Below are 26,415 nucleotides of genomic sequence, written 5' to 3' on the forward strand. Positions count from 1 at the left end.
GCGTTTGTTACGTCCGGTCATAATGTCACCTGTTTTGACTATGAGGCGATGATATCACCTCTATTCAGGTGGCCAAATTAACTATGCCACTACAGTTACGCTCACCAGACTTAACACGGTTCACTACCGACTTACGATGTCCGTATGCCAGCAACAGTTCGTAGACAAAATCATCTTTCGAGATTATTTGGCTTGATACTTGTTTCACCAAACTCTTAACATTTTCTTCTATTTGTACGCTATTCATGTGTTTTACAACCTAAATGACATTGGTTGAATTTTAATGTGCACAGTTCATTCAAGCTATTCTTTAACTTGAATTTTAACTATTATAGTGTCAACTAAAACTGTACATCCCTATGCAGGGCAATGCCCCCCTCTTCATCGCACTCAATAACTATCTTCTTTCTCCGTCAGAACGCTCACGGTCAATCTTTGTCAACGGTGCATTGAGTTGATGTTCTTTCATTCCATGTTTGTATGCATTGTATTGCCAGATAACAAACTTCTGTTTGTATCTCCAGTTCTCTTCTTTAAGCTCTTCGATTTCGCTTTCAAGATTCACAATCCTATCGGCTGCAATGTTCAAACTAGCCGGACGCGGATTTTTGGGGCCTCGGCCTTTAAGCGCCTCTTTTTTTGTTTGATAGGCAATCACAATTGTCTCATGTGCATTAAGTGACTGTCTTGACGGCAACTTTCCTACCAATGGCTCTGCCGCCTCACAAATTGCTGACCAAGACAGTTTTGGTTCCTGCCATCCTCGAATCAGGTTCACGATGGCATTTATGTCTCTATTATCCAGATGCTTAGCCAAAACCACCTCCTAACAACATTGTCAAATCGTCTAACATCACAGCATCTTCACTTTCTTTGCCTTTTTGTTCAATGGACTGAATGGACTTCTTTTCGGCAACACGGCGAAGCTGACTAAAATCATTGCCCAAAAGTTTAATCTGCGCACCACTTTCAATATCTGGATCTTCTAAAATTACGACTAGCTCCCTAAGCCGGATGACGGTTTTCTTGTGATACTGATACCAGCGATCAGTACCCATCTCACCGCTTGCCACAGCCATTTCGGCAAGCGAAAACAGTCGCTCTGACTTCACCAACCGTTTCTTAATACGATCTAATTTTTCTGTATCATCGCCCTTGATACAAACCTGCTCAGTACAGTTGACGCAATCTCGGAACTTTTCGCAGGGACTCATGGCGTAATCATGCACACAGTAGCCATATTCCGTCACATGCACCGCCGCATGCTCCAATGTATTGAACTCCTGCGCAGTCAAGGGCAGATGATTTGCCACCTCGCCAACAGGATCAAATAGCGCTTTAGTGGGGTCTAGGCGTTCAGCCATACCAACTAGCTCGTATTCAGTCATGTGGTTGTAAGTTCGATTCTGTTTCACGTCGGCCCGCCCTGACCACTTGGCAATTTCCAGGTTTGACAGCCCGCCGCGCTGGGCAATGGTGTTGAGCAGGTGTCGTGCCTGATGCGACGTCAATTTGACCCGTTCTCCGTTTTCAGCACGGTAACCATGGCGATCAAATATACTGGCATGTTTTCCATCCAGGGCCTCACGAGGCACCAGATCATTGTTGCAGAAATTATTGGTTGGCTTATGTAATTCAACCGGTAGGCATCCTCGGTTTCCGTGGAACTGATTAGCATTTAGTACAAACAAGGCATTGCTGTACTTAATTTCCTTATCTCTATCAAACCACGGAAAATCATCAGGTAAACGCGCCATAGTATGCTGCCACAGGCTATTTAGCGTATGTACATCATCTTCTTTAGCTAAACGTCGATTACCAAGAGACGACCTACACGTCTTTTTTGAGTCGTGTGCAAAGCCTAGAGCCATACAAGCCTGCTCCATCGTCAATGGCTCATCATCAGCGACATCAGGGCAGTTAGCATGGCGGTAAAACTTATTCGGGTGTTTCTCAATCCACTTAGCAAGTTGGCGGGCATTCTCTGACAATTTTTTCGCTCTGGCGACGGCTGTTTTGGCGACAGACATCATCACCGTTGGTATCCATTTGATATCGCCCTCGTAGCCTTTTCCCGAGAAAAAACGCCAGCCATAGCGTTCTATCCCTTCACGATCTGTTTCAAATACTTCGCAATCCACAGGCAGTGCTAGCACCTCTGTAATGCGTGACGGTGCTGACATCAACATAGCAAACACCGACGTTGTGAAGATGTCACGTCCGTCAACTGGATCGTTGGCAAAAATCTCCGCCAGCGCATTGAGAGCTACATCACTCGGAAGTTTTTCTTCCCTATTTTTCTTCGCCTCTTTACCTGTCTTGTTCTTGTCCTCAGCACGCTTAATTGGATTGACCCAATTTTGCACAGCACTTGATACAAGCTGGTTTTCAATGACAAACTTAGTCAACCGCTCAATCTCTCGGCCACAATGATATGCTGCACCATCGGAGTAGTGCTGCCTTGCCAATTCAACTGCTTCATCAAGCACAGAAATTGACAAGCCATCAATATTTGCATTCCCGTTTACTTGAAGCAAAGCCGCCTCAATCGCACGGAGGGCCTTACTTTCATTCTTTACCCCTGTGGGTTGATGCCCCTGCTGGTAACGGAAATAAGCTTTGGCGAAATCAATGAACGCGGGGTCTTGTACCTCTCTCTGCACGGGTTTTCGCGTAATAATGCCTAACTTGGCAAACACTGTTATGTTTGGCCAAACAGGAGCTTCCCAATTTAGATCAGAGCCGAATACAGTCAATTGATCTCGGCACTTAGATATGAATGCTTCAAGATTTTCTGCTGCGGTTAGAGTAGCCTTTGGCTTGAACTGGAAAATCTCAGCCATTGGTCATTGCTCCCTGTTGGCTAATCTCATCACGACGTTTTGCACAACGCATTATCACATCTGCCACCGCGATAATACTGCGATCAAGTACGGCAGCAATCTGGATGTCGCCAGTTATCTCTTTCACCCGTTCACGCTCGTTGAGTAGACCCTGATAGATATTCTCATGTGGGCCATCCAGCCAAGGCTGGAAATGCATGCAGGTATAGCAAGGAATAGGAACATTGGCACCACAAAAGCCATGTTCTCCACAAGTGCCAACATCCTGACCCATCTCGGTCCGAATACGACTGGTAGGGTCGTTACCTCGATGAGCATCCCTCTCTGAATCGACAAGTACCCCGACAAAGGCTTGAGCGTATGGTGCCAATTGGAAGCCAACAGCCTCATCCAGCTTTTTCACATGTTCGGGGATATTTTTGATGTAAACGCCTGCGTTTTGGGTGTCCGTATGGTCAAGCAGTTCCGCAATCACCAGTTCACCAAACCCTTCCCGGGCAGCTCGTGTGCCCGTGGTATAACGAAAACGACGAGCATTGATATGTAATCGTTCACCGGTACGTTCCGAGCGGATATCGGACTTTTCTACGATGTACTTGAGTGTGCCGGTTATCTCTGCTGCAGGGATGTGGAGTTTGTCGGTAGTAAGCAGTTGGCGGAATTCATAAGGAGATTGGACAGCAGATAACACATCAAGATCTGGAAACAGAGGGATTTGCTGCCGATCATCTTCCTGCAATTCGAACCTCAGATGCTTCTCAACAAGTGCAATTGCATTCCTTGCCTGAGCGCTCAGGATAGCCCATAGTTCGAGTGATATCGCAAAGGGCTTGAAGTTTGTTCGGAAAGAGCTACTGCGTTGCTTCGCTCTCGGCACATTCAACACATAAAAGGGTTCTCCCTTTTCATTTTTGCCACAGAGGACATCGACCACACGAAGTAACGATATTTGGATGGGACGACGTCCCGTATGACTGATACCAAGTGTCATAGCCAACTCGGCTATCGTAATTAAGCTCTTTTCATAAGCCCGAACAGCCCCTTCATTAACTGCTTTCAGCTCATGATCCGTCAGAGGCCCCTCTCGAGGATCCATGCGCTTAACCGCATCACCCTTACGATTACCCTTTAGCGTCCAGCCATCAAGCAGACGGACCACTTCCTTACTGATGCCGGGGTAGCCTAGCTCGTACCAGGATCGAAGAAAACCACGAATAGTTGCCAGATACCATTCTGTTGCAGGCGACAGCATTGACCGATAATTAACCAATGCCGTATCAGTAATTGCTTCCGCTTCAGTCTCACGCAGCATGTGCTGAAACCGCATAATAATGTTCAAAGTATGAGAAGCAGAAAGACTGGAAGCATAAAATGCTAGCGTGCGCAGGCAGCCATCTAGCACCTCTCCTGACAAGTAATGGTGAATGTCTGCAAGATTAACAGGGGTATTTTTATCCAAAATCCACGATTCATCGTACAACTGAAAGAAGTAGCCATTGGCCTTGGCACTGATTCGCTCGCGCACTAATGCAGGTAAGAAGTTATTCGTCATCATTCTTCATGTCCTTTGGCAAGCGAGTGCCGTTACCTTCTTGTAATGCCAAAGCGGCCTCAAACCCTTTTTGCTGAATGAAACGCTTGTTGTAAGTCGCTGCGGTTCCCGAACCATCTCTCCAGCCCATTAAGTACGAACGAAGTTGCTCTTGGCGTTCCTCACTGACTTTCTCATTCATGGCATCCATTCTTTCTGAAAACTTGCGATTCCACGTATGTCGGAGAGAGTGTCCTGTCGCTGCATGCAATTGCGGTGATACAGCCCTGACCACGGAAAAAATTTTGTGATACCCCCCTTTGGAGATAGGATTTCCAATAGTTGGCCCTAGCTTGTAAGTCACAAACAGGTAGTCATTTTTCTTTGCATTTCGGACTTTCCGGCGGTCTTGAATGATATAACTATGCAGTTCTTGAACTAAGGATTCAGCCAACGGTAAGAGCCGTTCTCTGGTTTTAGCATTAGGCTGATTGGTTCTAGAGTCAGCTCGCTCATCTGCTCGCCTAACGATACGGATCCTGTTAGTACTAAAATCAACATCCTGTATTCTGATGTTTAACAATTCACCACCTCGAATACCAAGATAAAACAGAAGCAAGATCATCAGCCGATTGCGCCGCTGCACATCTATTGAAAAAGGATTTGACTCTGATCCAGGTCGGATGACTTCAAATAGCGAATCCAATTGAACATCATTCAATGACCTGTCTTGCAACTCACTACTTCTGCTCTTTCTAGACGGTCGGCGTTTCTTTAACTGCTGCGCCATAGCATTGATCTGTTCGACAACTTCCAGTTCTGCCGTCTTTAAGATATGCATCGCATACCAGCGTAAATAGTTGGCAAACGTTGTCAGCCGGGAATGCTGTGTCCCGTTATCAACGGTATCGGTCATCGCATCTGCCAACCAAGGGGTAGAGGACGCCATTAATGGCTTCTTTCCTTGCTTACGCTGAGCAAAATCTCGCAGATCGTCCAGCTCATGTGGTTTGAAGAAGTCTTTACTCAAAAACCGCTGCTCAAGGTTGATGCCACGGCTATCCACAAAGCGTAATAACATAACTAAGTTGCTAGCCGCCGCCAACATCGTTGAAAAAGCATCACCTCTATTGCGGATTTGGGTTGTTAGAAACAGAGTAGGGTAATACACGGGAAGGCCAGAAGAACGCTCCATAACCATGCAGTATCGCTCACCACTGTCCATGATGAATGTTGTAATCCCGTAGCTCTTCTTCATGCATGCACACCCGATAAACTTTACACAATTACAAGGTACGCAATATGCTAAAAGGATATCAATCTATACTTGACAATTTTTTGGAGTGAAAAAATAAAAAGCCCCTGAATTAACAGAGGCTTAATAGATAATTCTTTACAAATCAGTCTTAGGTAAATCCTAGAACGGGATATCGTCGTCGAAATCCATTGGTGGTTCGTTGTTCTGTGCTGGTGCGTTGTTTTGCGCCGCCGGGCGCGCCTGCTGGCCGCCGCTGAACTGGTTGCCGCCTTGTGGCTGCTGAGGCTGACCCCAACCGCCCTGCTGGCCGCCGCCTGCTGCCTGACCACCGCCTGCTGGTGCGCCGCCGCCACTTGCACGGCCGCCGAGCATCTGCATGGTGCCGCCCACGTTAACAACGACTTCGGTGGTGTATTTTTCAACGCCAGCCTGATCGGTCCATTTACGGGTTTGCAGTGCACCTTCGATATAAACCTGAGAGCCTTTTTTCAGGTATTCACCGGCAACTTCGGCCAGTTTGCCGAACAGTACAACGCGGTGCCATTCGGTTTTTTCTTTCTGCTCGCCGGTGGCTTTATCACGCCAGCTTTCGGAGGTCGCCAGTGTCATGTTAGCCACTGCGCCGCCGTTTGGCATGTAACGGATTTCCGGATCTTGCCCGAGATTACCGACGAGAATAACTTTGTTTACGCCTCTGCTGGCCATGTGGATTCTCCTGATGATGTATGTCGTGGTTGAAACCACAGTTTGGGTGTGAGGGTCTCACTTCGCGTCATTATAACCACAAATCGTTCCCTTCGTACCACGGATGTAAAAGGATGCGGCATTCTTTCCAGATTGTTCAGCAAACGTTCCGCCGTTACATCGAGTACTGGATATACATTCAGGTTTCGGGGTGGCATAGACTGTGATTTGTGTCATAATTGCGCGTTACGTTCTTCTCTGTGCCCGATTCGCTGACCGGCGCGATGCAACATTTTCCGACGGTCACCGGCACGGTGAGCTATCAAGTTAATCCGGGAATGATGAATGGATAAGATCGAAGTTCGGGGCGCACGCACCCATAATCTCAAGAATATCAACCTGATTATCCCGCGCGACAAACTGATTGTTGTCACCGGCTTATCGGGATCTGGCAAGTCCTCTCTGGCGTTCGACACGCTCTACGCCGAAGGCCAGCGCCGCTACGTCGAGTCGCTGTCTGCCTATGCACGCCAATTTTTATCCTTAATGGAAAAACCGGACGTTGACCATATTGAAGGTCTGTCTCCGGCGATTTCGATTGAGCAAAAATCGACATCGCACAACCCGCGTTCTACCGTCGGGACTATCACGGAAATCCACGACTATCTGCGTCTGCTGTTTGCCCGCGTAGGTGAGCCGCGCTGCCCGGATCATAACGTTCCGCTGTCAGCCCAGACCGTCAGCCAGATGGTTGATAACGTGCTGGCGCAGCCGGAAGGCCAGCGCCTGATGCTGCTGGCGACGATCATCAAAGATCGTAAAGGCGAGCACACTAAAACGCTGGAAAATCTGGCGTCGCAGGGTTACATCCGTGCGCGTATCGACGGCGAAGTGTGCGATCTGTCCGATCCGCCGAAGCTGGAACTGCAGAAAAAGCACACCATCGAAGTCGTGGTTGACCGCTTTAAAGTGCGCGAAGATTTACAACAACGTCTGGCGGAATCCTTCGAGACCGCGCTGGAGCTCTCCGGCGGTACTGCCGTGGTCGCTGATATGGATGACCCGAAAGCCCCGGAAATGCTGTTCTCGGCGAACTTTGCCTGCCCGATTTGTGGTTACAGCATGAGCGAGCTCGAACCGCGCATGTTCTCGTTCAATAACCCGGCCGGTGCCTGCCAGACCTGCGACGGTCTGGGCGTACAGCAATTTTTCGATCCGGATCGCGTGGTGCAAAACCCTGAGCTTTCCCTGGCCGGTGGCGCCATCCGCGGCTGGGATCGCCGTAACTTCTATTACTTCCAGATGCTGCGCTCTCTCGGCGAGCATTATGATTTTGATGTAGAAGCGCCTTATAACGAACTGAGCAGCGACGTGAAAAACGCCATCCTGCACGGCTCCGGCAAAACGACCATTGAATTCAAATACATTAACGATCGCGGTGATACGTCGATCCGTCGTCATCCGTTCGAAGGTGTGCTGCATAACATGGAGCGCCGTTATAAAGAAACGGAATCCAGCGCGGTGCGTGAAGAGCTCTCGAAATACATCAGTAACCGTTCATGCGCATCCTGCAAAGGCACCCGCCTGCGCGAAGAAGCGCGTAACGTATTTGTGGAAGAAACGACGCTGCCGGAAATCTCTGATTTCAGCATCGGTCATGCGATGGATTTCTTCCGCAATATGAAACTCAGCGGCCAGCGCGCGCAAATCGCCGAGAAAGTCTTGAAAGAGATTGGCGATCGCCTGAAATTCCTGGTGAACGTTGGCCTGAATTATCTCTCGCTTTCCCGTTCTGCTGAAACCCTGTCCGGCGGTGAAGCCCAGCGTATCCGTCTGGCGAGCCAGATCGGTGCCGGACTGGTGGGCGTGATGTACGTCCTCGATGAGCCGTCTATCGGCCTGCATCAGCGTGACAACGAACGTCTGCTGGAAACGCTGATCCACCTGCGTGACCTCGGAAATACCGTGATCGTGGTAGAACATGATGAAGACGCAATCCGCGCCGCTGACCATATCATTGATATCGGCCCGGGTGCGGGGGTTCACGGTGGCCGCGTGGTCGCCGAAGGTACCGCCGACGATATTATGGCGCAGGAAGATTCCCTGACCGGTCAGTTCCTCAGTGGCAAACGTGAGATTTCAGTGCCCGCCCAACGCGTGCCTGCCGATGCCACCAAAGTGCTGAAGCTTTCCGGCGCCAAGGGCAACAACCTGAAAGACGTGACGCTGACGCTGCCGGTGGGTCTGTTCACCTGTATCACCGGCGTGTCCGGCTCAGGCAAATCTACGCTTATTAACGATACGCTTTTCCCGCTGGCACAGCGTGAACTGAACGGCGCGACGCTTGCCGAAGCTGCACCATACCGTGAGATCGAAGGTCTGGGGCATTTCGATAAAGTCATCGATATCGACCAGAGCCCGATTGGCCGTACACCGCGTTCTAACCCGGCCACTTACACCGGTATCTTTACGCCGGTTCGCGAACTGTTTGCCGGTGTACCGGAATCTCGTTCACGCGGTTATACACCTGGCCGTTTCAGTTTCAACGTCAAAGGTGGGCGCTGCGAAGCCTGCCAGGGCGACGGCGTGATCAAAGTAGAAATGCACTTCCTGCCGGACATTTATGTGCCGTGCGATCAGTGCCGTGGCAAACGCTACAACCGCGAAACGCTGGAAGTGAAATACAAGGGCAAGAGCATCCACGAAGTGCTGGAAATGACCATCGAAGAGGCCCGTGAATTCTTTGATGCCGTGCCGGCACTGGCGCGAAAATTGCAGACACTGATCGACGTCGGCCTGACCTATATTTGCCTCGGCCAGTCAGCAACCACGCTGTCCGGCGGTGAAGCGCAGCGCGTGAAACTGGCGCGCGAGCTCTCCAAACGCGGTACCGGTCAGACCCTGTACATTCTTGACGAACCGACCACCGGCCTGCACTTTGCCGATATTCAGCAATTACTGGAAGTGCTGCATCAGCTGCGCGATCAGGGCAACACCATCGTGGTGATTGAACACAATCTGGACGTGATTAAAACCGCAGACTGGATTGTCGATCTGGGGCCGGAAGGCGGCGCGGGCGGCGGACAGATTCTGGTCGCCGGTACGCCGGAAACCGTGGCGGAATGCAAAGAATCGCACACCGCCCGCTTCCTGAAACCGCTGCTGGAACGCCACCGTCAGCAGGCGAAGAAAACGGCTTAACCGCTATGTAAAAAGCCTTCCCGATTGGGAAGGCTTTTTTTCTCTGTATTCGCTATTTAAAAATCTTCTGCACAAACTCGACATACGCCGGGCGCCAGACGTCCATTTCATGGCCAAGATTCGGGTATTCGTGGTAATCGAATTTAATCTTTTTCTCTTCGAGCTCAGATTTCAGCCCCGCAATATCTTTGCCCGTCACCACATCTTTTTCCCCGACGACCACTGTAAAGTTTTTCAGCTGCGCGTTGATTTTCTCCGGTTCGGCGAAGCGTTTTGCCACGTCTGCATTCGGCACCGTCGTCGTGCTGACACCGCTAAACGTCGCCAGCCAGCCGAACTGGTCGAGGTGCGTCATCCCGCTGACCAGCGTCTGATATCCTCCCTGCGAAAGGCCCGCAAGCGCGCGTCCGGCGGCGTCATCACGCACGCGGAAGGTTTTGGAAATCAACGGAATGATATCGCCGGTCAGCTCTTTATCCGCTGCGGCAGCATTGCGCGGATAGAACTCTTTGCGGCGATCTTTAGTGACGTACTCCTCAGGCACGATGCCTTTGGCGTCGGTTTCGGTATCCGGGATGACCACTAACATCGGCGCGATTTTTTTCTCCGCCAGCAGATTATCCATGATTTGCGGAATGCGCCCCTGATCCAGCGCCGAGCGGCCGGTGTCGCCAAAACCGTGATAGAAATAAAGCACCGGCAGCGGTTGCGACGCATCGGTGTAGCCCGGCGGCGTCCAGACCGCCACCTGCCGTTCTGAATTCAGCGCCGCCGAATGGTAGGTCAGCATGCGCACTTCGCCGTGCGGCACGTTCTTCACATCCAGAATACTGCCCGGCACCAGAATCAGGCTGGTGTTCACCTGACGCTGCGGTTTCGGCATCGCACTGCCCGGATCGGCGATGCGCAGGCCATCCACGTTAAAGAAATATTCATACAGATCCGGTTTTTGCGCCGCAGAGGTCCAGCTCCAGACGCCTTTTTCATCCTTGGTCATCTGATGAGGAATATAGCTCACCGGCGTTGAACCGGTCACCACGTCCACATGCTCCGCCGTGGGCGCGTAAAGCCGGTAAGTGATGGTGAGATCAGGATTCACGGCGGTGATGTAAGTCTTCGCCGGAGACGATGCGTCAGGATCCTGCGGCAGGCTCTGCGCGAACGCGGTCAGGGGGAGCGGCGCACTGAGCGCCAGAATCAAAAGCGTGGCGAGATTCAGCCGGTTACGGGTCATCATCCTTTCCTTCTGGGTTGGCGTGAGCAGACGGACAACCAGTCCTTAAGTAACTCACTGTTTTTGCACAACTCTCAGAGTAGGTTATTTTTACCGCAAGCGGACGTGATCGGCGTCACTGTTTGGAGGTTGGTTCTAAGGAATGCAGCTGCGGAAGCGCGCTGAGCCGCTCAAAAGCAAAATCCCAGAAAGTGCGGACTTTACGCGGCATCTGCTGCACCTGCTGCGCCACTAACTGGACCGGCAACGGCAGCGGTTCGAAATCCGTTAACAGCCGCACCATGTTTCCCGCCTGCAAATCGTCCATTACCTGATACGACAGCAGCCGCGCAATACCCTGCCCGCTGCGCACGGCCAGCAGTTGCGACTCAACGTCATTCGACAGCAACCGTGGCGAGAGGCGCACGCGCAGGCCCTCCTCGTGCGGTCCGAACCGCCATTCGCGGATCTGCGTTCGCAGCGTGCCCATAATAGTCTGATGCCTGGCCAGCTCCGACGGATGCTGTGGGACGCCGTACTCGGCCAGATAATCCGGGCTGGCGACCAGCACGCGGGTTACTTCCGCCACCTTGCGCGCGACTTTCCCCGAATCTATCTGATGTCCGATACGCACCGCCAGATCCAGCCCTTCGTCAATCAAATCCAGATTGCGGTCGTTGAGCATCATTTCAATCTGCATGTCCGGGTTCTGCGCCAGAAACGCCATCACCACCGGCGCAACGTGTTTACGGCCGAACTGCACCGGCGCAGTTAACCGCAACAGGCCACTGAGCTGGGTTTCGGCCGCGTCTTCGACGGCGTCCTGATACTGGCTGAGCAGAACGCGCGCTTTTTCGGCCAGCCTTGCACCCGCTTCGGTCGGCGCGAGGCTGCGCGTGGTGCGCTCAACCAGCCGCGCGCCAAAGCGATGTTCCAGCGAGGCGATGGCACGGGTGATTGCCGGAGGGGAACGGTGAAGTTTACGGGCAGCTTCTGCCAGGCTGCCATACTGAAGTACGGCGACAAAAATCGCCATTTCGTCCAAACGATCCATAGATTCTTCCACAAAGTGAAACACTCAATTTCAATCTTCGTGGATCACAATCGTTTAGCGCAAGAGTAATCTGCAATGACAGCCACAGAGGAGAAACCTTATGTCCGCCATTCAACTGTTCAGCACGCCGTTTTCCGGCCACTGCCACCGCGTCACCCTGCTGCTCAACATGCTCAACTTACCGTTTGAAGTGAAAGATGCGCCTGCCGATGTACGTCAGTCCGCCGAATTTTTACGCCTGAATCCGCTGGGGCAAATCCCGGTGCTTGTCGATGACGGCCACGCCATCACCGACAGCAATGCGATTCTGGTGTATCTGGTGAAACGCTACGCGCCAGACAGTCACTGGCTGCCGGAAGATCCGCTGAAAGCGGCAGAGGTGCAGAAATGGTTATCCCGCGCCGCGGGTGAAGTGCGATTCGGCCCGGCCTCTGCGCGCATGGTGAAACAGTTTTCCGCGCCGGAATCGCTGGAAAGCGCGCTGGCGGTCACGGCAAAATTCCTGCCGCAGCTGGAACTGCACGTTGAGACGCATGAGTTTCTGGCGACAGAGCGCGCCACCATTGCCGATCTGGCCTGCTATGCCTATGTCGCGACCGCACCGGAAGGCGGTATTTCGCTGGCACAGTATCCTGCGATTCAACGCTGGCTGAGGCGCATTGAGAGCCTGCCGGGCTTCACGCCGCTGCCCGCCCTGCCGCTGCCAGAAGACAAGAAGTAAGTGCCATGAATAATCCGTTCCATGCCGGTGAACGTCAGGCGCAGGCACTGGCCGGTTTCGACGTCGTCGCGCATGGGATCCGCGAGGCGATGCCAGAACAACATCAGCTGTTTTTCGCCGCGCTGCCCTACCTGTTTATCTCAACGCTGGATGAAAACGGCTGGCCGGTGGCGACATTGTTGAGCGGCCCTGCCGGTTTTATCCGTGCGCCAGATGACGGTCATTTACGGGTTAACGCGCCGCGACGGGCAGACGATCCCGCGCTGGCGGCATTGCAGCCGGGTAAACAGATCGGTGCGCTGGGGATCGATTTTTCTAACCGGCGCCGCAACCGCGTCAACGGCAGGATCGGGCGGATGGACAAAAATCGGATCGAGATCGTCGTCGATCAGAGTTTTGGTAACTGTCCGCAATATATTCAGATCCGCCAACTGGCCGACGCACCGGTCAGCACATCGCTGGCACTGCGGGAAGATATGACTGAGCCCGATGATGATGCCCGTGCGCTGATTGCGCGCTCTGACACCTTTTTCATCGCCAGTCACGCGCCCGATGGCGCAGATGTGTCACATCGCGGCGGTCAGCCGGGATTTGCGCATCTGGTGGGAAACCGGCTATGGGTACCGGATTATCGCGGCAATAAGTACATGAACACGCTGGGGAATCTGCTGGCCGAACCCCGCGCCGCGCTGCTGTTTATCGATTTCGACAACGGTGATATTTTGCATATTCAGGGCACAACGCAGATCCACTGGCAGGCGGATGAGATCCCCGTTCCGGCGGGCACTGAACGCTACTGGACGCTGGACATCACCCGCCTGTGGCGTTTTCGCTCCGCGTTGCCGTGGTGCGCTGAAACCGTGGAATACTCTTCCGCCACGCTGAACACCGGTCACTGGCAGCGTGAATCAGATGCCTAAATCGTGACGCACCGCTTCCGGCAGGCCAGAGACCACCAGCTGATAGGATCCGTCGATCAGATAATAAAACTGTGAATCCGGCAGGGAGCCGTCGAGATACACGGTGTTCCAGTGCGCTTTGTTGAGATGGTCGCCCGGTACAATTTCAGGGTATTTGGCACGCAACTGCTCCGCCAGCTCCGGGCTGGTTTTCAGCGAAATCGCCTCACGCCCGCCGACATCACACACCATGGCGAACATTGCGTCGCCCACTTTTACCTGATTTGCACCGCGCTGATTTTCAACACTTTGCTCCGCACCGGGTTTTCCCATGCAGTAAGTCAGCAGTTCCGAACTGGTCATGTTTGGATTTCTCCTTGTAATGTGATGACGATCCGGCGCTGTCCGCCGTCGATCCGATGTTCGCCCAGCCAGATCCCTTGCCAGGTGCCGAGCAGCAACCTTCCTCTGGAAACGGGCAGAACTAATGATGCACCGAGTAACGATGATTTAATGTGACCCGGCATGTCATCACGGCCTTCGTAATCATGCTCGTAGGGTGCATTCTCCGGCACGCTTCGCATGAAGTGTTGCTCCATGTCGAACCGCACCGTCGGATCACAGTTTTCATTGAGCGTCAGCGAGGCCGACGTATGCTGGATAAACAGATGAAGCAGCCCGGTTTGGACCTCGCCGAGCCGCGAAATTTTGCCGATCACTTCGTCGGTGACCAGATGAAAGCCCCGCGATTTCGCGCCGAGTGTAATAGTTTGCTGATGCCACATAGGATTTCTCAACACCTTGCCTGCGTAAAATTCAACTGTAGTAAGTGTGCAGCAACATGACGAAAAATAAAGGCGGAAGGCGTAAAGAGGCGTAAAGAAGAAAAAAGGGCCGACATTGCCGTCGGCCCTTGGGAAGTATTTTTAGCAGATTCTACTGCACTCGGGCGAAGGCTTCAGCCACCTGTTTAACGTTGTGGTGATTCAGACCCGCCATGCAAACTCGGCCGCTGGCAATCAGATAAACGCCGAACTCTTCACGCAGACGTATGACCTGTGCTTCGCTGAAACCGGTGTAGCTGAACATCCCGCGCTGTTGCAGCAGGTAGTCAAAGTTACGGCCCGGCAAGGCCGTTTTCAAGGTATCGACCAGCGTGTGGCGCATTTCCAGAATACGGGTGCGCATCTTCTCAACTTCAGCTTTCCATTGGGCGTTCAGCGCGCTGTCGCTCAGGACTTTGGCTACCACTTTCGCGCCGAAATTCGGCGGGCTGGAGTAGTTGCGGCGCACGGTCGCTTTCAGCTGACCCAGCACGCGGCCTGCGGCCTCGCTGTCTTCACACACTACGGATAATCCGCCGACGCGCTCGCCGTACAGGGAGAAAATTTTCGAGAACGAGTTGCTGACAAAGCAGTTAACGCCGGCAGATGCCATCGCGCGAATTGCGTAGGCGTCTTCCTCAATGCCTGCGCCAAAGCCCTGATAGGCGATGTCGAGGAACGGGATCAGCTCGCGCTGTTTGGTCACTTCGATCACCTGATCCCACTGCGCTGGCGTCAGGTCAGAACCGGTCGGGTTGTGACAGCACGGGTGCAGCAGCACAATGCTTTGCGCCGGCAGCGTTTTCAGGCGCTCAATCATCGCTGTGAAGTTCACGCCCAGTGTTTCTGGGTCGTAGTACGGATACGTGTGAACTTTAAAGCCCGCACCACCGAAGATAGCCACGTGATTTTCCCAGGTCGGGTCGCTCACATAAACGTCTGAATCCGGGAAGTAAAACTTCAGGAAGTCTGCGCCCACTTTCAGTGCGCCGGAACCTCCGACGGTCTGAATGGTGGCGATACGCTGCTGTTTGAGGGCCGGATGTTCAGCGCCAAATAACAGTTCCTGAATGCCAGCACGGTAAGCGGTCAGCCCTTCCATTGGCAGGTACACTGACGCGGCCTGTGGCTCGGCGTTCAGCTGGTTCTCTGCACTTTCTACTGCCGCCAGTTGCGGAATAATACCCTGCTCGTCGTAATACAGACCGATGCTCAGGTTCACTTTGTCTTGTCTTGGATCGGTTTTAAAGCTTTCCATCAGCGACAAAATCGGGTCACCGGCATAGGCATCGACATGTTGGAACACGGTATACATCTCCTTGGTAGGGTTAAGTGGCGCGGCGATCGCAACGCCCGAGCGGTGGATCGACACTGTTTCACAGACTATCAAAGTTCGTTAAAAAAGATGAGAACTATGTTGTCATTTTTCGGGCAGCCGCGCGGTCGTTGCGTCAGACGCTGTAACGCCCCGGACGATGATTCATCGCAATAATCAGATTCACAATCACCGCGCCCAGAATAGAGGCGATAAGCATTTCAAAGCTGACCACGAACAACGACGCCAGCACGATGCAGCAGTCCACGCCCATCTGCAATTTGCCCGCACGGATGCCGTATTTATCTTGCAGAAACAGCGCCAGAATATTCACGCCGCCGAGGCTGGCCTTGTGACGAAAGAGGACGATGAAGCCAATGCCCATAATAACGTTGCCGAATAATGTGGCGTAAAACGGCTGGAGATGGTCGAAGTGAACGAACAGCGGATGCAGATCGGAAAACACCGACACCAGCGCCACGGCGCTGAAGGTTTTCAACGTGAACTGCCAGCCCATGCGGCGTATAGAAAGATAATAGAAGGGTAAGTTGATGATAAAGAAGGCCGTGCCGAAGGAGACCTGCGTCAGATAATGCGCCAGAAACGCCATGCCGGCCGTGCCGCCGGTGAGCGCACCAACCTGGCGCAGCATTACCACGCCAAAAGAAACCATCAACGTACCAATCACAATCGCCAGCACGTCTTCCAGCGCCGTGTGCGCGGTACGCGGTTGTTCCACCGGCTTATCAAAATTATCTACACTTGCCATAAATTCCCACTTCCCCGAAAAATAACCACCAAAAGAGTTTTAGTGATAATTCCTGAGATGTGAATTCAAGGCAATATCAACGCACGGAATTTGCATTAAAAATCGAAAATAAGATTTTTAGTAGCGTTAATTATTCTTTACATGCACAAATCATGCATTTTAATTGATGTTTATGCACCACAACAGGGGTGTCGCCCCAAAAAGAGTCACCATAATAGTGCATTAAAAATAACGGCCATTAAACATCAGGCAACCGTTAATAAGCCGTTTTCTTTTAACCGGTTAAGCACAACCGACGTTTTTACATGTGCCACACTTTTATGCACTGAAAGGATTTGGCTGATCAATGTGCTTAAACCCGCTAAATCCTTCACCGCGACTTTTAATAAATAATCGGCGTCACCGGTGGTTTTATAGGCATCAATAATGGCGTCCACTTCACCGAGCATGCTGTGGAAGGAATTCACCTGCGCAGGCAAATGATTGATTAATCTAACTTCAATCAGGCCAATCATCCCCAGGCCGACCGCTTCAGGCGCCAGTCTGGCGTGATAACCGAGGATCAACTGCGCCTGTTCCAGCCCGATACGACGGCGGGAGCATTGTGATGCGGATAACCCAACCAGCTCACTAAGCTCCTGATTGGTCAGTCTTCCGTTGGCTTGTAATAACGTCAAAATCTTCAGGTCGTAATCATCAATGCTGTACATGGTGCTTTTCCTGTCGTTTTAATTTTTGTTTATCGTTATTTCACACTGCAAGGACTATTCCTACTTCATACCCTGAATAATTCGGGTTGCAGGAAGGCGGTCAGCGAATGAATCACGATAAGCTTACATGAGTAAGTGATTCGGATGATTGAACGCAGCCAACGCACCTGCAGTTTGAAGTATGCCGGGTATATAAGGACTAAATACTTATCGGCCTTTTTTTCTTATACTCGCGCAGATTAATAGCAAAAACAAAATGATTTCACCGCAAGGAAAGAATAATGAAAAAGATCCTCACCTCTCTCGCCCTCCTTACCCTGTTCCCCACGCTGGCTCTGGCAGACGCCACGTCCTCACGTCTGGAGCGGGTTATTCAGAAAGGTTCTCTGAATGTCTGCACCACCGGTGACTATAAACCTTATACTTTTTTGAAAGCGCCAGGCCAGTACGAGGGCATTGATATTGCGATGGCTGAGTCGCTGGCGGCAAGTCTGGACGTGAAGGTCAACTGGGTGCCGGTGACGTGGAAATCGCTGATGGATGAGATGTCGGCCGGGCATTGTGATATCGCGATGGGAGGGATTTCGGTCACGCTCAAACGCCAGCAAAAAGCCTGGTTCGCCAACGTACTGGATCAGGATGGCAAAATCCCGCTGGTGCGCTGCGAAGACGTGCGTAAATACCAGACCGTTGAACAGCTGAATAAACCGACCGTGCGCCTGATCGAACCGGCGGGCGGCACCAATGAGGCCTTCGTTCACAGCCATCTGCCAAAAGGCACGCTGACGTTGAGCGACAACGTGACCATCTTCCAGAAGCTGGCGGATAAGGAAGCGGACGTGATGATTACCGATGCGTCCGAAGCGTTGTATCAGCAGAAACGCTATCCGAAACTGTGCGCGGTGAACCCGAAGAAGCCGCTGCAATATGGCGAGAAAGCCTACATGCTGCCGCGTGATGATCTGAGCTGGAAAATGTATGTCGACCAGTGGCTTCATCTGAGTAAAGCCACCGGTGAGTATCAGCAGGTGGTCAGTAAATGGCTGGCGGTGAAGAAGTAAGGCGGTCAGTCGCCAATATAGTCACGGCTGACGCGCTCGCTTAACTGCGTAATCAGCTCGTAAGCACTGATGCCGGTAGCTGCAGCAACGCGCTCTGCCGGCAACTCCTTGCCCCAGAAAATCACCTCATCACCGACGTTATCTGTCGCATCCGGCCCTAAATCAACGGTGATCATGTCCATCGACACCCGCCCGGCGATCGGCACAATGCGGCCATTCACCAGCACCGGCGTGCCGTTCGGCGCACTGCGCGGATAACCGTCGCCATAGCCCATTGCCACCACGCCGAGGCGCGTATCGCGCTCGCTGGTCCAGGTGCTGCCGTAACCCACCGGCTCACCGGCAGCGTGTTCGCGCACGGCAATCAGGCTGGATGTGAGCGTCATTACCGGTTGCAGACCAAAATCACTGGCGTCACCGGTCTCCAAGGGCGACACACCGTAGAGAACGATGCCGGGGCGTACCAGATCCAGATGCGATTCCGGCCACAGCAGGATGCCACCGGAGGCAGCAATAGATTTCAGCCCCGCTTTGCCTTCGGATACCTCATGGAAACAACGCATCTGTTTTGGCGTCGCATCGCTTTGAGGTTCATCGGCGCGGCAGAAATGGCTCATCATATTGACCGGCTGAACCACGCTCGGGCAGGCGCTCAGACGCTGATAAAATGCGTCAGCCTGTGCGGGCTGAACGCCCAGACGGTGCATACCGGTATCGATTTTTAACCAGACGTTCAGCGGCCGTGCCAGTTGCGCATTTTCCAGCGCCTCGAGTTGTTCAACACTGTGGACGGCGGTATGCAGCTGATGTTCCACCAGCAGCGGTAATTCGCTGGCGGAGAAGAAGCCTTCAAGCAGGAGAACCGGTTTAACGATCCCGGCTTTGCGCAGCGATAATGCCTCGCTGAGCCGGGAGACGCCGTAAAAATCAGCGTCTTGCAGGCTGTGCACTGTTTCCAACAAACCGTGCCCATAAGCGTTTGCTTTCACTACCGCAACCAGACGACTTTGTGGCGCCAGATGACGTACCCGTTGCAGATTGTGTCGCAGAGCGCGGCGATCAATGACAGCCGTAGCCGCTTTCATTTTTAGTCCTTGGAATGAAATTAAGAGTTTCTGATAGCGGGGTTGAGAACCCAACCCCACCTGGCCTCCCCTTCTGGAAGGGGAGGGATAACGTCAAAAACCGGGAGGTTAATCTTCGTCGTATTGCGGGCCGCCATAGTTATCGAAACGCGAAAACTGGCCGTTGAAGGTCAGTCTTACCGTACCGATCGGGCCGTTACGCTGCTTACCGAGGATGATTTGCGCGATGCCTTTTTCTTCACTGTTATCGTGATAAACCTCGTCACGATAGATAAACATGATCAAGTCGGCGTCCTGCTCAATGGAGCCGGATTCACGTAAGTCGGAGTTGACCGGGCGTTTATCCGCACGTTGCTCCAGGCTTCGGTTAAGCTGCGACAGCGCCACCACCGGCACCTGCAATTCTTTCGCCAGCGCTTTCAGCGAGCGGGAGATTTCGGCTATTTCCAGCGTACGGTTGTCAGACAGCGCCGGAACGCGCATCAGCTGGAGATAGTCGATCATGATGAGGCTCAGGCCGCCGTGCTCACGGAAGATACGGCGCGCGCGCGAACGGACTTCCGTCGGCGTCAGGCCCGAAGAGTCATCGATATACATGTTCCGTTTTTCGAGCAAAATCCCCATGGTGCTGGAAATACGCGCCCAGTCCTCATCATCAAGCTGGCCGGTACGGATTTTGGTCTGGTCGACGCGGGAAAGCGACGCTAGCATACGCATCATGATCTGGTCACCGGGCATCTCGAGACTGAAGATTAAGACCGGTTTGTCCTGCATCATCGCGGCATTTTCGGCGAGGTTCATCGCAAACGTGGTTTTACCCATCGACGGACGCGCCGCCACGATGATTAAATCGGATTTTTGCAGACCCGCGGTTTTCTTATCCAGATCGGCATAGCCGGTCGAGACGCCCGTCACGCCGTCGTGCGGGCGCTGGAACAGCTCTTCGATACGGGAAACTGTGCTTTCCAAAATGCGGTCGATGCTTTTCGGGCCTTCGTCTTTACTGGCGCGGCTTTCGGCAATCTGGAATACGCGGGATTCGGCCAAATCCAGCAGGTCTTCGCTGCTGCGGCCCTGCGGATCATATCCGGCATCGGCAATTTCATTGGCGACGGAAATCATTTCACGCACCACGGCGCGTTCGCGCACGATGTCGGCATAAGCACCGATGTTCGCCGCACTTGGTGTGTTTTTCGAGAGTTCTGCCAGATAGGCGAAACCACCGACCGAATCCAAATCCCCTTTCTGTTCCAGAGATTCAGACAACGTAATCAGGTCGATCGGTTTGCTCATTTCCAGCAAGCGCTGCATTTCGGTGAAAATCAGGCGGTGTGGCCGGCTGAAGAAGTCATTGCTGACCACGCGCTCGGCGACGTTATCCCAGCGTTCGTTGTCCAGCATCAGCCCGCCCAGAACGGATTGCTCTGCTTCCAGCGAATGCGGCGGAAGCTTAAGGCCTTCCATCTGGCGATCGCGGGTTTCGTTCTGTTGAAAGGTTGGTTTTTTTGCTGCCATCGGTGGATTACTTCCTGCTCTAAGCGCCTGTTTTGTGAGCGTCGGGCTTCTAAAAAACCAAAGCCAGACTAGCGCGTTAGTATAGGTTGTCATGTCTCATTTCAAAAGGGTATTAACCGGCTGTGCCTAAAATCTGGATTGTCGCGGGCATTTAGCCTAGGGTTGAAAACAGACTCCATCACGAGGGAAAAGCATGGCCAAGCGCATCCAGTTTTCTGAAACAGGTACACCTGACGTTCTGCAATATGTTGATTATCAGCCACAAGATCCGCAGGCCGGTGAAGTTCAGGTCGAAAACAAAGCCATAGGCATCAATTACATTGATACCTATGTGCGCAGCGGCCTGTATCCGCCCGCCAGCTTCCCCGCCGGTTTAGGCACCGAAGCGGCAGGCGTGGTTATCAAAGTGGGCAGCGCCGTCACCGGCATCAAACCGGGCGATCGCGTGGTGTATGCCCAGTCAGCCCTGGGTGCTTACAGTGAAATCCATAACGTGCCGCAGGAAAAAATCGCCATTCTGCCGGATGTAATCAGCTTCGAGCAGGCGGCGGCATCTTTCCTGAAAGGACTGACGGTCTATTATCTGCTGCGTCTGACCCATAAAGTGCAGCCGGGCGAAACGATTTTGTTCCATGCCGCCGCCGGTGGCGTGGGTTTGATTGCCTGCCAGTGGGCGAAAGCGCTGGGCGTGAAACTGATCGGGACCGTCGGTTCAGATGAAAAAGCGGAGCGCACGAAACAGGCCGGTGCCTGGGCGACGATCAATTATCATAAAGAAGATATCGCTACCCGCGTGGCGGAGCTGACAAACGGTGAGAAAGTCGGCGTGGTCTACGATTCCGTCGGCAAAGACACGTTTGAAAAGTCACTGAACAGTCTGAAACGCCGTGGTTTACTGGTGAGTTTCGGCAATGCGTCCGGGCCGGTGAAAGGCGTGGATCTGGCGATCCTTAATCAGAAAGGCTCACTGTTCGTCACGCGCCCTTCCCTCAATGGCTATGTGACTAACCGCGAGGAGCTGGAAGAAGCCAGCGGCGAACTGTTCTCGCTGATCGCCAGCGGCGCAATTCAGGTAGACGTCAGCGATGCGCAGAAATTCCCGCTGTCCGAAGCCAAACGCGCACACGAAACGCTGGAAAGCCGCGCGACCCAGGGGTCGAGTTTGCTGATCCCTGGTAAATAATCAGTCCGCTGAATGATAAATGCAAAAAAGGCTTCCATCTGGAAGCCTTTCTTACTGTCTGATCCAGACGACCTCTGATTTCAGACGGGTACTGCCGTAGGGTACTGCAAGGTAAATCCGAAGGGCGGTGTCACTTATGCGACTATTGTGTGCCTCAACGGACTTGATGAATTCAGTTTATGGCCTGCTGACCATGCATGAATCTCATCCTAACAGTCACCCATGTTAAAAAATATGATTTATAACCTTTGACCGCACATTCTGATCCAGCTTGTGATCGCTAGCACATAAGTAAAAGTTATCTTTGTAACGATTACATTTTTATGTGCACAGCAGTGCGTTATTAACCGTCATGATTTCATGATGTTATAGAAGCCACTTATTGACTTCAAAAATCATGGTAAACGGCGGCGACGGTATTTAGGCGCGTCCGGCCTGATATACGCACGATAAATCCAGACCGCGATGACAGCCAGAACCAACCACGGCAACATTTTGATAACAATCGCCAAGAATCCGCCCAGCATCATCAGAGCAAACGCCACGATCAGTGCAGCCGCCATGCCCAGCAGAGAGACGCCGGTCAGCATCAGCATGAAGAAAAAGCCAAGCACAAAGAGAATTTCCAGCATCGGGTGCTCCTTAATAAGCGAATTGCATTAAGACGCGATGTCATAACACCTGTCTACCATTACAAGAAACGTGCCAATCGGAGACAGGAATTATTGCATTGAATATCAAGGATAAAATTATTCGCAGGCACGAATGACCTGCGAAGAGATAGCGAATTTGACTAACAGATAGTGATTTTACTCACAGCTTAAACCTGCGCTGTCGCTTCCTGAGGTTGATTTACCAACGACAGCGCCTGCTCAACCACATCAATGCCCGCGCCGGCTTTATGCGCATTCTCACTGAGATGACGACGGAACTGACGCGCACCTGGCACGCCCTGGAACAGGCCGAGAATATGGCGGGAGATATGACCAAGATAAGTGCCTTTACTCAGCTCCGCTTCAATATAAGGATACAGCGCGCGGATAATGTCCGGGCCTGTTTTCAGCGGTGCGTCTGAGCCAAATAGTTCGCGATCCACGTTCAATAACATGCCAGGATTTTGGTAAGCTTCGCGGCCCACCATGACGCCATCCATAAATTGCAGATGCGTTTTGGCTTCTTCCAGCGTCTTAATCCCACCATTAATCGCCATCGTCAGATGCGGGAAATCACGCTTAAGCTGATAAACGCGTGGGTAATCCAGCGGTGGGATTTCACGGTTTTCTTTCGGGCTCAGACCGGAAAGCCACGCTTTGCGCGCATGAATGATAAACGTATCGCAGCCGCCTTTTTCAGAGACCTGACGGATGAAATCGCACAGGAATTCATAGCTGTCCTGGTCGTCGATGCCGATGCGGGTTTTGACGGTAACAGGAATTGACACCACGTCGCGCATCGCTTTGATGCAATCCGCTACCAGCGACGCCTGTCCCATCAGACAGGCCCCGAACATGCCGTTCTGCACACGATCCGACGGGCAACCAACGTTGAGGTTAATTTCATCATACCCGCGCGCTTCGGCCAGTTTAGCGCAGTGCGCCAGATCGGCCGGATTACTGCCACCGAGCTGAAGCGACACCGGATGCTCTTCCTCACCAAAGCCGAGATAATCCCCTTTACCATGAATGATGGCGCCGGTGGTCACCATTTCAGTGTAAAGCAGCGTCTGGCCAGTCATCAGGCGGTGGAAATGGCGACAGTGACGATCGGTCCAGTCAAGCATCGGCGCAACGGAAAAACGCTGAGCGGAAAACGGGGTGGTTTGGGGTATTTCGTGTTGAGTTTCTGACATCGACCTGACATTCGCTGAAGGAGTTCGTGGCGCTCCCTCCGGCGCACAGGCCAGAGGGAAGGTAGTTGCTGATTATACCACAGAACAAAGATTCGGCATCCGGTGCGGGTTTTAGGAGGCAGAATATGTCACAGCCCGGCGGCGCATAATTCGTCGATTTGGCCGAAGCATGATAAAATCAACAATGGCCACATGATGTGGCTTATCGATCCCAATCTGCGCTCAGAGAACGTTTTTATGACCCTGAATAATCCGGAAAAAGTCCTTTCACAAGCTGAAGAGCTTTGCCAGCAGCGTAATGTTCGCCTTACGCCGCAGCGTCTGGAAGTGCTGCGCCTGATGACGCAACAGCCCGGTGCGATCAGCGCCTATGACTTACTGGATTTGCTGCGCGTCAGCGAACCGCAGGCCAAGCCACCAACGGTCTATCGTGCGCTGGATTTCCTGCTGGAACAGGGGTTTATTCACCGGGTGGAATCCGCTAACAGCTACGTGTTGTGCCATCATTTTGAAGAGCCGAGCCATACGTCAGCGCTGTTTATTTGCGATCGCTGCGGTCTGGTGACGGAAAAAACCACTGACGGTATCGAAGAGCGCCTGGCGAAACTGGCACTGGATTCTGGGTTCGAATTACGTCATTCCGTAGTAGAAGCGCATGGTCTGTGCGGCGAATGCAAAGTCGTTGAGACATGCGAAAGCCACGACCACTGCGATCACGACCACACAATTGTGGTGAAGAAACGCTAAATTTTATATCGCGGGATTTGAATAGCGAGGATGCGGTGCTGTCGGGAGGACTTTACGGCTGACGTACTCAAGATAAAACAGTGGGTACATCCTTGTACCCGTATCCTGAAAGCGTTCCGGGTAGGAGCAGCTTCTACTCAGGATACGTCACTGAAACACGAGGGGGAGTCGCGTTTTTACCAGTGATATTTGTTGCTTGATTCCCAATCCTTGAGCTCTTTCTCGGCCTGATCTTTCTGATAGCCGTAACGCTCCTGAATCTTACCAACCAGCTGATCGCGTTTACCTTCCACTACGGTCAGATCGTCGTCAGTCAGCTTGCCCCATTTTTCTTTTACTTTGCCTTTAAACTGCTTCCAGTTACCGTCGGCTTGGTCCTTATTCATAAAATATCTCCTGTTACCTTAGGGTTTATGGAGCTGCGGGTTACCGCTGCAGCTCGGGCTTAACACTTCTAAGGTTAGTAGAGAATTTGGATTTATCCTGCAAACGAAGGGATAAAACGCGTTATTAGGATTATTCCAAAGCAGGATATAACGACTAACCGCTATATCCTGCCATGTAAAAAAGTCGCCAATTCAGTGTGATGACGAGGAAAACCATGCGTCTCGCTGCCAGTACCGGTGCCATATCCAGCCGAGAGAAACGCCCCGCAGCCCGAGGAAGACGGTCAGCGCCAGCCACAGCGCATGGTTGCCCAAAAGCGGTAATGACAGCAACGTCAGTCCATACCCGAGTGCGGCAATCGCCATGCTGTTGCGCATATCCCGCCCGCGGGTCGCGCCGATAAACATACCATCGAGCAGGTAACACCAGACCGCGACCAGCGGCAGAACAATCTGCCATCCCAGATAACTGTCAGCCAGCTGGCGCAGCTCTGGCAGAGACGTCAGCGCATTAATAATTTGCTCGCCGGTCAGGGCATACAACAGCGCAAACGCCAGTGCCACCAGACCCGCCTGCCGACAGGCTGCGCGCCATACCTTCAGCAGTTTTTCACGGTTACGGGCACCAAACGCCTCACCGGAATGGGCTTCAATCGCGTAAGCAAAGCCATCGAGCGCAAAAGCTGTAAAGGTCAGAAGATTCATCAGAACGGCATTCACCGCAACAATATGGCTGCCGAGCCGCGCCCCGAGAATAGTCAGCGAGGCGAAACAGAGCTGGAGTAGTAACGAACGCAGCATAATGTCACGGTTGAGACTCAGCAACCGGTGCAAGTCGCCGCGCCACGATGAGGTCAGCAGCGGGAAAGTGATCCCCCAGCGCTTCATCACACGCCAGACAAAACACAGCCCGATGAACAGCGTGAAATACTCCGAACAGGCAGTTGCCGTCGCTGCGCCCTGTACATTCCAGCCGAGCCCTATCACCAGCCACAGATCCAGCACGATGTTAAGCAGGTTACCGGCAATCAGTAAAATCACCGGCCCGCGCACGTATTGAATTCCGAGGAGCCAGCCCAGGATCACCAGATTTGCCAGAGAAGCGGGCGCGCTAATCCAACGGATTTCAATAAACAGCCGCGCCTGTTCCAGCACCGACTGACTGCCGCCAACAATGTAAAAAGCCCCTTCCATCAGCGGATGACGGAACAATAAAATCACCACACCCGCCAGCACAGCCAGAAGAAAAGGCTGCACAAAAGCGCGCGCCAGCAGGACTTTATCTTTCGCGCCGAGCGCCTGCGCGGTCATACCGGTGGTACTCATGCGCAGGAACAGCAGCATCATGAACAGGAAGGTGGTGATCATCGAACCCACCGCGACGCCGCCGAGATAATCCGGGCTGTCGAGATGACCGATCACTGCCGTATCCACCAGTCCCAGCAAAGGCACAGTGATATTAGAAAAGATCATTGGCAGCGCGAGCATCCAGAGGGCTTTATCGGTCGGGCTCAGAAAAGTGTGTTGAAACTTTTGCAGAAGGGATTGATGTTGCATAGAGAATCTC

The 26,415-nt window shown here is 52.7% G+C and carries 24 protein-coding genes; 6 read left to right on the forward strand and 18 right to left on the reverse strand.

The window, feature by feature from the left end; translation table 11 throughout:
- Positions 1 to 397: 397 nt before the first annotated feature.
- From AC0Z7K_RS22250 to AC0Z7K_RS22270, 5 genes are all read right to left on the reverse strand, one after another.
- A complete protein-coding gene (locus tag AC0Z7K_RS22250; RefSeq protein ID WP_485615991.1) occupies positions 398 to 823 on the reverse strand; it encodes a hypothetical protein in 426 nt (141 codons plus the stop codon).
- The gene (locus AC0Z7K_RS22255; protein WP_485615993.1) at positions 810 to 2,843 is read right to left on the reverse strand and encodes an integrase; all 2,034 of its coding nucleotides are present in this window, start codon (positions 2,841 to 2,843) and stop codon (positions 810 to 812) included. Before AC0Z7K_RS22255 ends, AC0Z7K_RS22250 begins: the two co-directional genes overlap by 14 nt.
- Positions 2,836 to 4,398, reverse strand: coding sequence for a site-specific integrase (locus AC0Z7K_RS22260; protein ID WP_485615994.1), 1,563 nt, complete (start codon positions 4,396 to 4,398; stop codon positions 2,836 to 2,838). Before AC0Z7K_RS22260 ends, AC0Z7K_RS22255 begins: the two co-directional genes overlap by 8 nt.
- Positions 4,385 to 5,632: a tyrosine-type recombinase/integrase gene (locus tag AC0Z7K_RS22265; RefSeq protein WP_485615995.1), complete on the reverse strand. Its 1,248-nt coding sequence runs from the start codon at positions 5,630 to 5,632 to the stop codon at positions 4,385 to 4,387. Before AC0Z7K_RS22265 ends, AC0Z7K_RS22260 begins: the two co-directional genes overlap by 14 nt.
- A 159-nt stretch (positions 5,633 to 5,791) precedes the next feature.
- The gene (locus tag AC0Z7K_RS22270) at positions 5,792 to 6,337 is read right to left on the reverse strand and encodes a single-stranded DNA-binding protein (protein WP_413530499.1); all 546 of its coding nucleotides are present in this window, start codon (positions 6,335 to 6,337) and stop codon (positions 5,792 to 5,794) included.
- 324 nt (positions 6,338 to 6,661) lie between these two features.
- Between AC0Z7K_RS22270 and uvrA the strand changes: the two genes are divergently transcribed.
- Entirely contained in the window at positions 6,662 to 9,517 is a 2,856-nt protein-coding gene (gene uvrA / locus AC0Z7K_RS22275; RefSeq protein WP_485615996.1) for an excinuclease ABC subunit UvrA, read from the forward strand.
- A 52-nt stretch (positions 9,518 to 9,569) separates the two neighbouring features.
- On the opposite strand, the gene AC0Z7K_RS22280 is transcribed toward uvrA, so the two are convergent.
- Together AC0Z7K_RS22280 and AC0Z7K_RS22285 are read right to left on the reverse strand one after the other, a co-directional pair.
- Positions 9,570 to 10,751: an alpha/beta hydrolase-fold protein gene (locus tag AC0Z7K_RS22280; protein ID WP_485616027.1), complete on the reverse strand. Its 1,182-nt coding sequence runs from the start codon at positions 10,749 to 10,751 to the stop codon at positions 9,570 to 9,572.
- Positions 10,752 to 10,866: 115 nt separating this feature from the next.
- Positions 10,867 to 11,784: a LysR family transcriptional regulator gene (locus tag AC0Z7K_RS22285; RefSeq protein ID WP_485615997.1), complete on the reverse strand. Its 918-nt coding sequence runs from the start codon at positions 11,782 to 11,784 to the stop codon at positions 10,867 to 10,869.
- Between the two features lie 100 nt (positions 11,785 to 11,884).
- Between AC0Z7K_RS22285 and AC0Z7K_RS22290 the strand changes: the two genes are divergently transcribed.
- A complete protein-coding gene (locus tag AC0Z7K_RS22290) occupies positions 11,885 to 12,505 on the forward strand; it encodes a glutathione S-transferase family protein (protein ID WP_485615999.1) in 621 nt (206 codons plus the stop codon).
- 5 nt (positions 12,506 to 12,510) lie between these two features.
- A complete protein-coding gene (locus AC0Z7K_RS22295) occupies positions 12,511 to 13,425 on the forward strand; it encodes a pyridoxamine 5'-phosphate oxidase family protein (protein ID WP_485616001.1) in 915 nt (304 codons plus the stop codon).
- On the opposite strand, the gene AC0Z7K_RS22300 is transcribed toward AC0Z7K_RS22295, so the two are convergent.
- The 5 genes from AC0Z7K_RS22300 to AC0Z7K_RS22320 all read right to left on the reverse strand — a co-directional run bounded on the left by AC0Z7K_RS22300 (position 13,414) and on the right by AC0Z7K_RS22320 (position 17,022).
- Positions 13,414 to 13,767, reverse strand: a complete 354-nt coding sequence (locus AC0Z7K_RS22300; protein WP_485616002.1) for an MmcQ/YjbR family DNA-binding protein — start codon at positions 13,765 to 13,767, stop codon at positions 13,414 to 13,416. The two genes, AC0Z7K_RS22295 and AC0Z7K_RS22300, sit on opposite strands and share 12 nt — an antisense overlap.
- Positions 13,764 to 14,189 carry a secondary thiamine-phosphate synthase enzyme YjbQ gene (locus AC0Z7K_RS22305; RefSeq protein WP_413530631.1) on the reverse strand — a complete coding sequence of 142 codons (426 nt, stop codon included), beginning with the start codon at positions 14,187 to 14,189 and terminating at the stop codon, positions 13,764 to 13,766. The genes AC0Z7K_RS22300 and AC0Z7K_RS22305 overlap by 4 nt, the downstream gene beginning before the upstream one ends.
- A 151-nt stretch (positions 14,190 to 14,340) precedes the next feature.
- The gene (locus tag AC0Z7K_RS22310) at positions 14,341 to 15,534 is read right to left on the reverse strand and encodes an amino acid aminotransferase (protein ID WP_413530485.1); all 1,194 of its coding nucleotides are present in this window, start codon (positions 15,532 to 15,534) and stop codon (positions 14,341 to 14,343) included.
- Positions 15,535 to 15,679: 145 nt separating this feature from the next.
- Complete coding sequence (locus tag AC0Z7K_RS22315; protein WP_485616003.1) at positions 15,680 to 16,312, reverse strand: YitT family protein; 633 nt, start codon at positions 16,310 to 16,312, stop codon at positions 15,680 to 15,682.
- Positions 16,313 to 16,557: 245 nt separating this feature from the next.
- Positions 16,558 to 17,022, reverse strand: coding sequence for an Lrp/AsnC family transcriptional regulator (locus AC0Z7K_RS22320; RefSeq protein WP_485616004.1), 465 nt, complete (start codon positions 17,020 to 17,022; stop codon positions 16,558 to 16,560).
- Positions 17,023 to 17,303: 281 nt separating this feature from the next.
- Between AC0Z7K_RS22320 and AC0Z7K_RS22325 the strand changes: the two genes are divergently transcribed.
- The gene (locus AC0Z7K_RS22325) at positions 17,304 to 18,083 is read left to right on the forward strand and encodes a transporter substrate-binding domain-containing protein (RefSeq protein WP_413530483.1); all 780 of its coding nucleotides are present in this window, start codon (positions 17,304 to 17,306) and stop codon (positions 18,081 to 18,083) included.
- Between the two features lie 5 nt (positions 18,084 to 18,088).
- On the opposite strand, the gene alr is transcribed toward AC0Z7K_RS22325, so the two are convergent.
- Positions 18,089 to 19,168: an alanine racemase gene (gene alr / locus AC0Z7K_RS22330; RefSeq protein WP_485616005.1), complete on the reverse strand. Its 1,080-nt coding sequence runs from the start codon at positions 19,166 to 19,168 to the stop codon at positions 18,089 to 18,091.
- A gap of 108 nt (positions 19,169 to 19,276) precedes the next feature.
- Positions 19,277 to 20,683: a replicative DNA helicase gene (dnaB, locus tag AC0Z7K_RS22335; protein WP_112168449.1), complete on the reverse strand. Its 1,407-nt coding sequence runs from the start codon at positions 20,681 to 20,683 to the stop codon at positions 19,277 to 19,279.
- Positions 20,684 to 20,876: 193 nt separating this feature from the next.
- Here dnaB and AC0Z7K_RS22340 point away from each other — a divergent pair, with 193 nt between their 5' ends.
- Entirely contained in the window at positions 20,877 to 21,866 is a 990-nt protein-coding gene (locus tag AC0Z7K_RS22340) for an NADPH:quinone reductase (protein WP_485616006.1), read from the forward strand.
- A 395-nt stretch (positions 21,867 to 22,261) separates the two neighbouring features.
- Here the strand turns inward: AC0Z7K_RS22340 and pspG are convergent, their stop codons facing one another.
- Positions 22,262 to 22,498 carry an envelope stress response protein PspG gene (gene pspG, locus AC0Z7K_RS22345; RefSeq protein WP_413530480.1) on the reverse strand — a complete coding sequence of 79 codons (237 nt, stop codon included), beginning with the start codon at positions 22,496 to 22,498 and terminating at the stop codon, positions 22,262 to 22,264.
- Positions 22,499 to 22,686: 188 nt separating this feature from the next.
- Entirely contained in the window at positions 22,687 to 23,715 is a 1,029-nt protein-coding gene (gene dusA, locus AC0Z7K_RS22350; protein ID WP_485616007.1) for a tRNA dihydrouridine(20/20a) synthase DusA, read from the reverse strand.
- Between the two features lie 237 nt (positions 23,716 to 23,952).
- On the opposite strand from dusA, the gene zur reads away from it, so the two are divergent.
- Entirely contained in the window at positions 23,953 to 24,462 is a 510-nt protein-coding gene (zur, locus tag AC0Z7K_RS22355) for a zinc uptake transcriptional repressor Zur (protein WP_112168478.1), read from the forward strand.
- 176 nt (positions 24,463 to 24,638) lie between these two features.
- Here zur and AC0Z7K_RS22360 read toward each other — a convergent pair whose 3' ends face one another.
- Both AC0Z7K_RS22360 and dinF read right to left on the reverse strand, forming a co-directional pair.
- Positions 24,639 to 24,848 (reverse strand): CsbD family protein, encoded by a 210-nt coding sequence (locus AC0Z7K_RS22360; protein ID WP_056776037.1) that lies wholly within the window; start codon positions 24,846 to 24,848, stop codon positions 24,639 to 24,641.
- A 192-nt stretch (positions 24,849 to 25,040) separates the two neighbouring features.
- The gene (dinF, locus tag AC0Z7K_RS22365; protein WP_485616008.1) at positions 25,041 to 26,405 is read right to left on the reverse strand and encodes an MATE family efflux transporter DinF; all 1,365 of its coding nucleotides are present in this window, start codon (positions 26,403 to 26,405) and stop codon (positions 25,041 to 25,043) included.
- Positions 26,406 to 26,415 lie beyond the last annotated feature (10 nt).

This window comes from Rahnella sp. 1L-D-7-B-C2, from assembly GCF_057290995.1.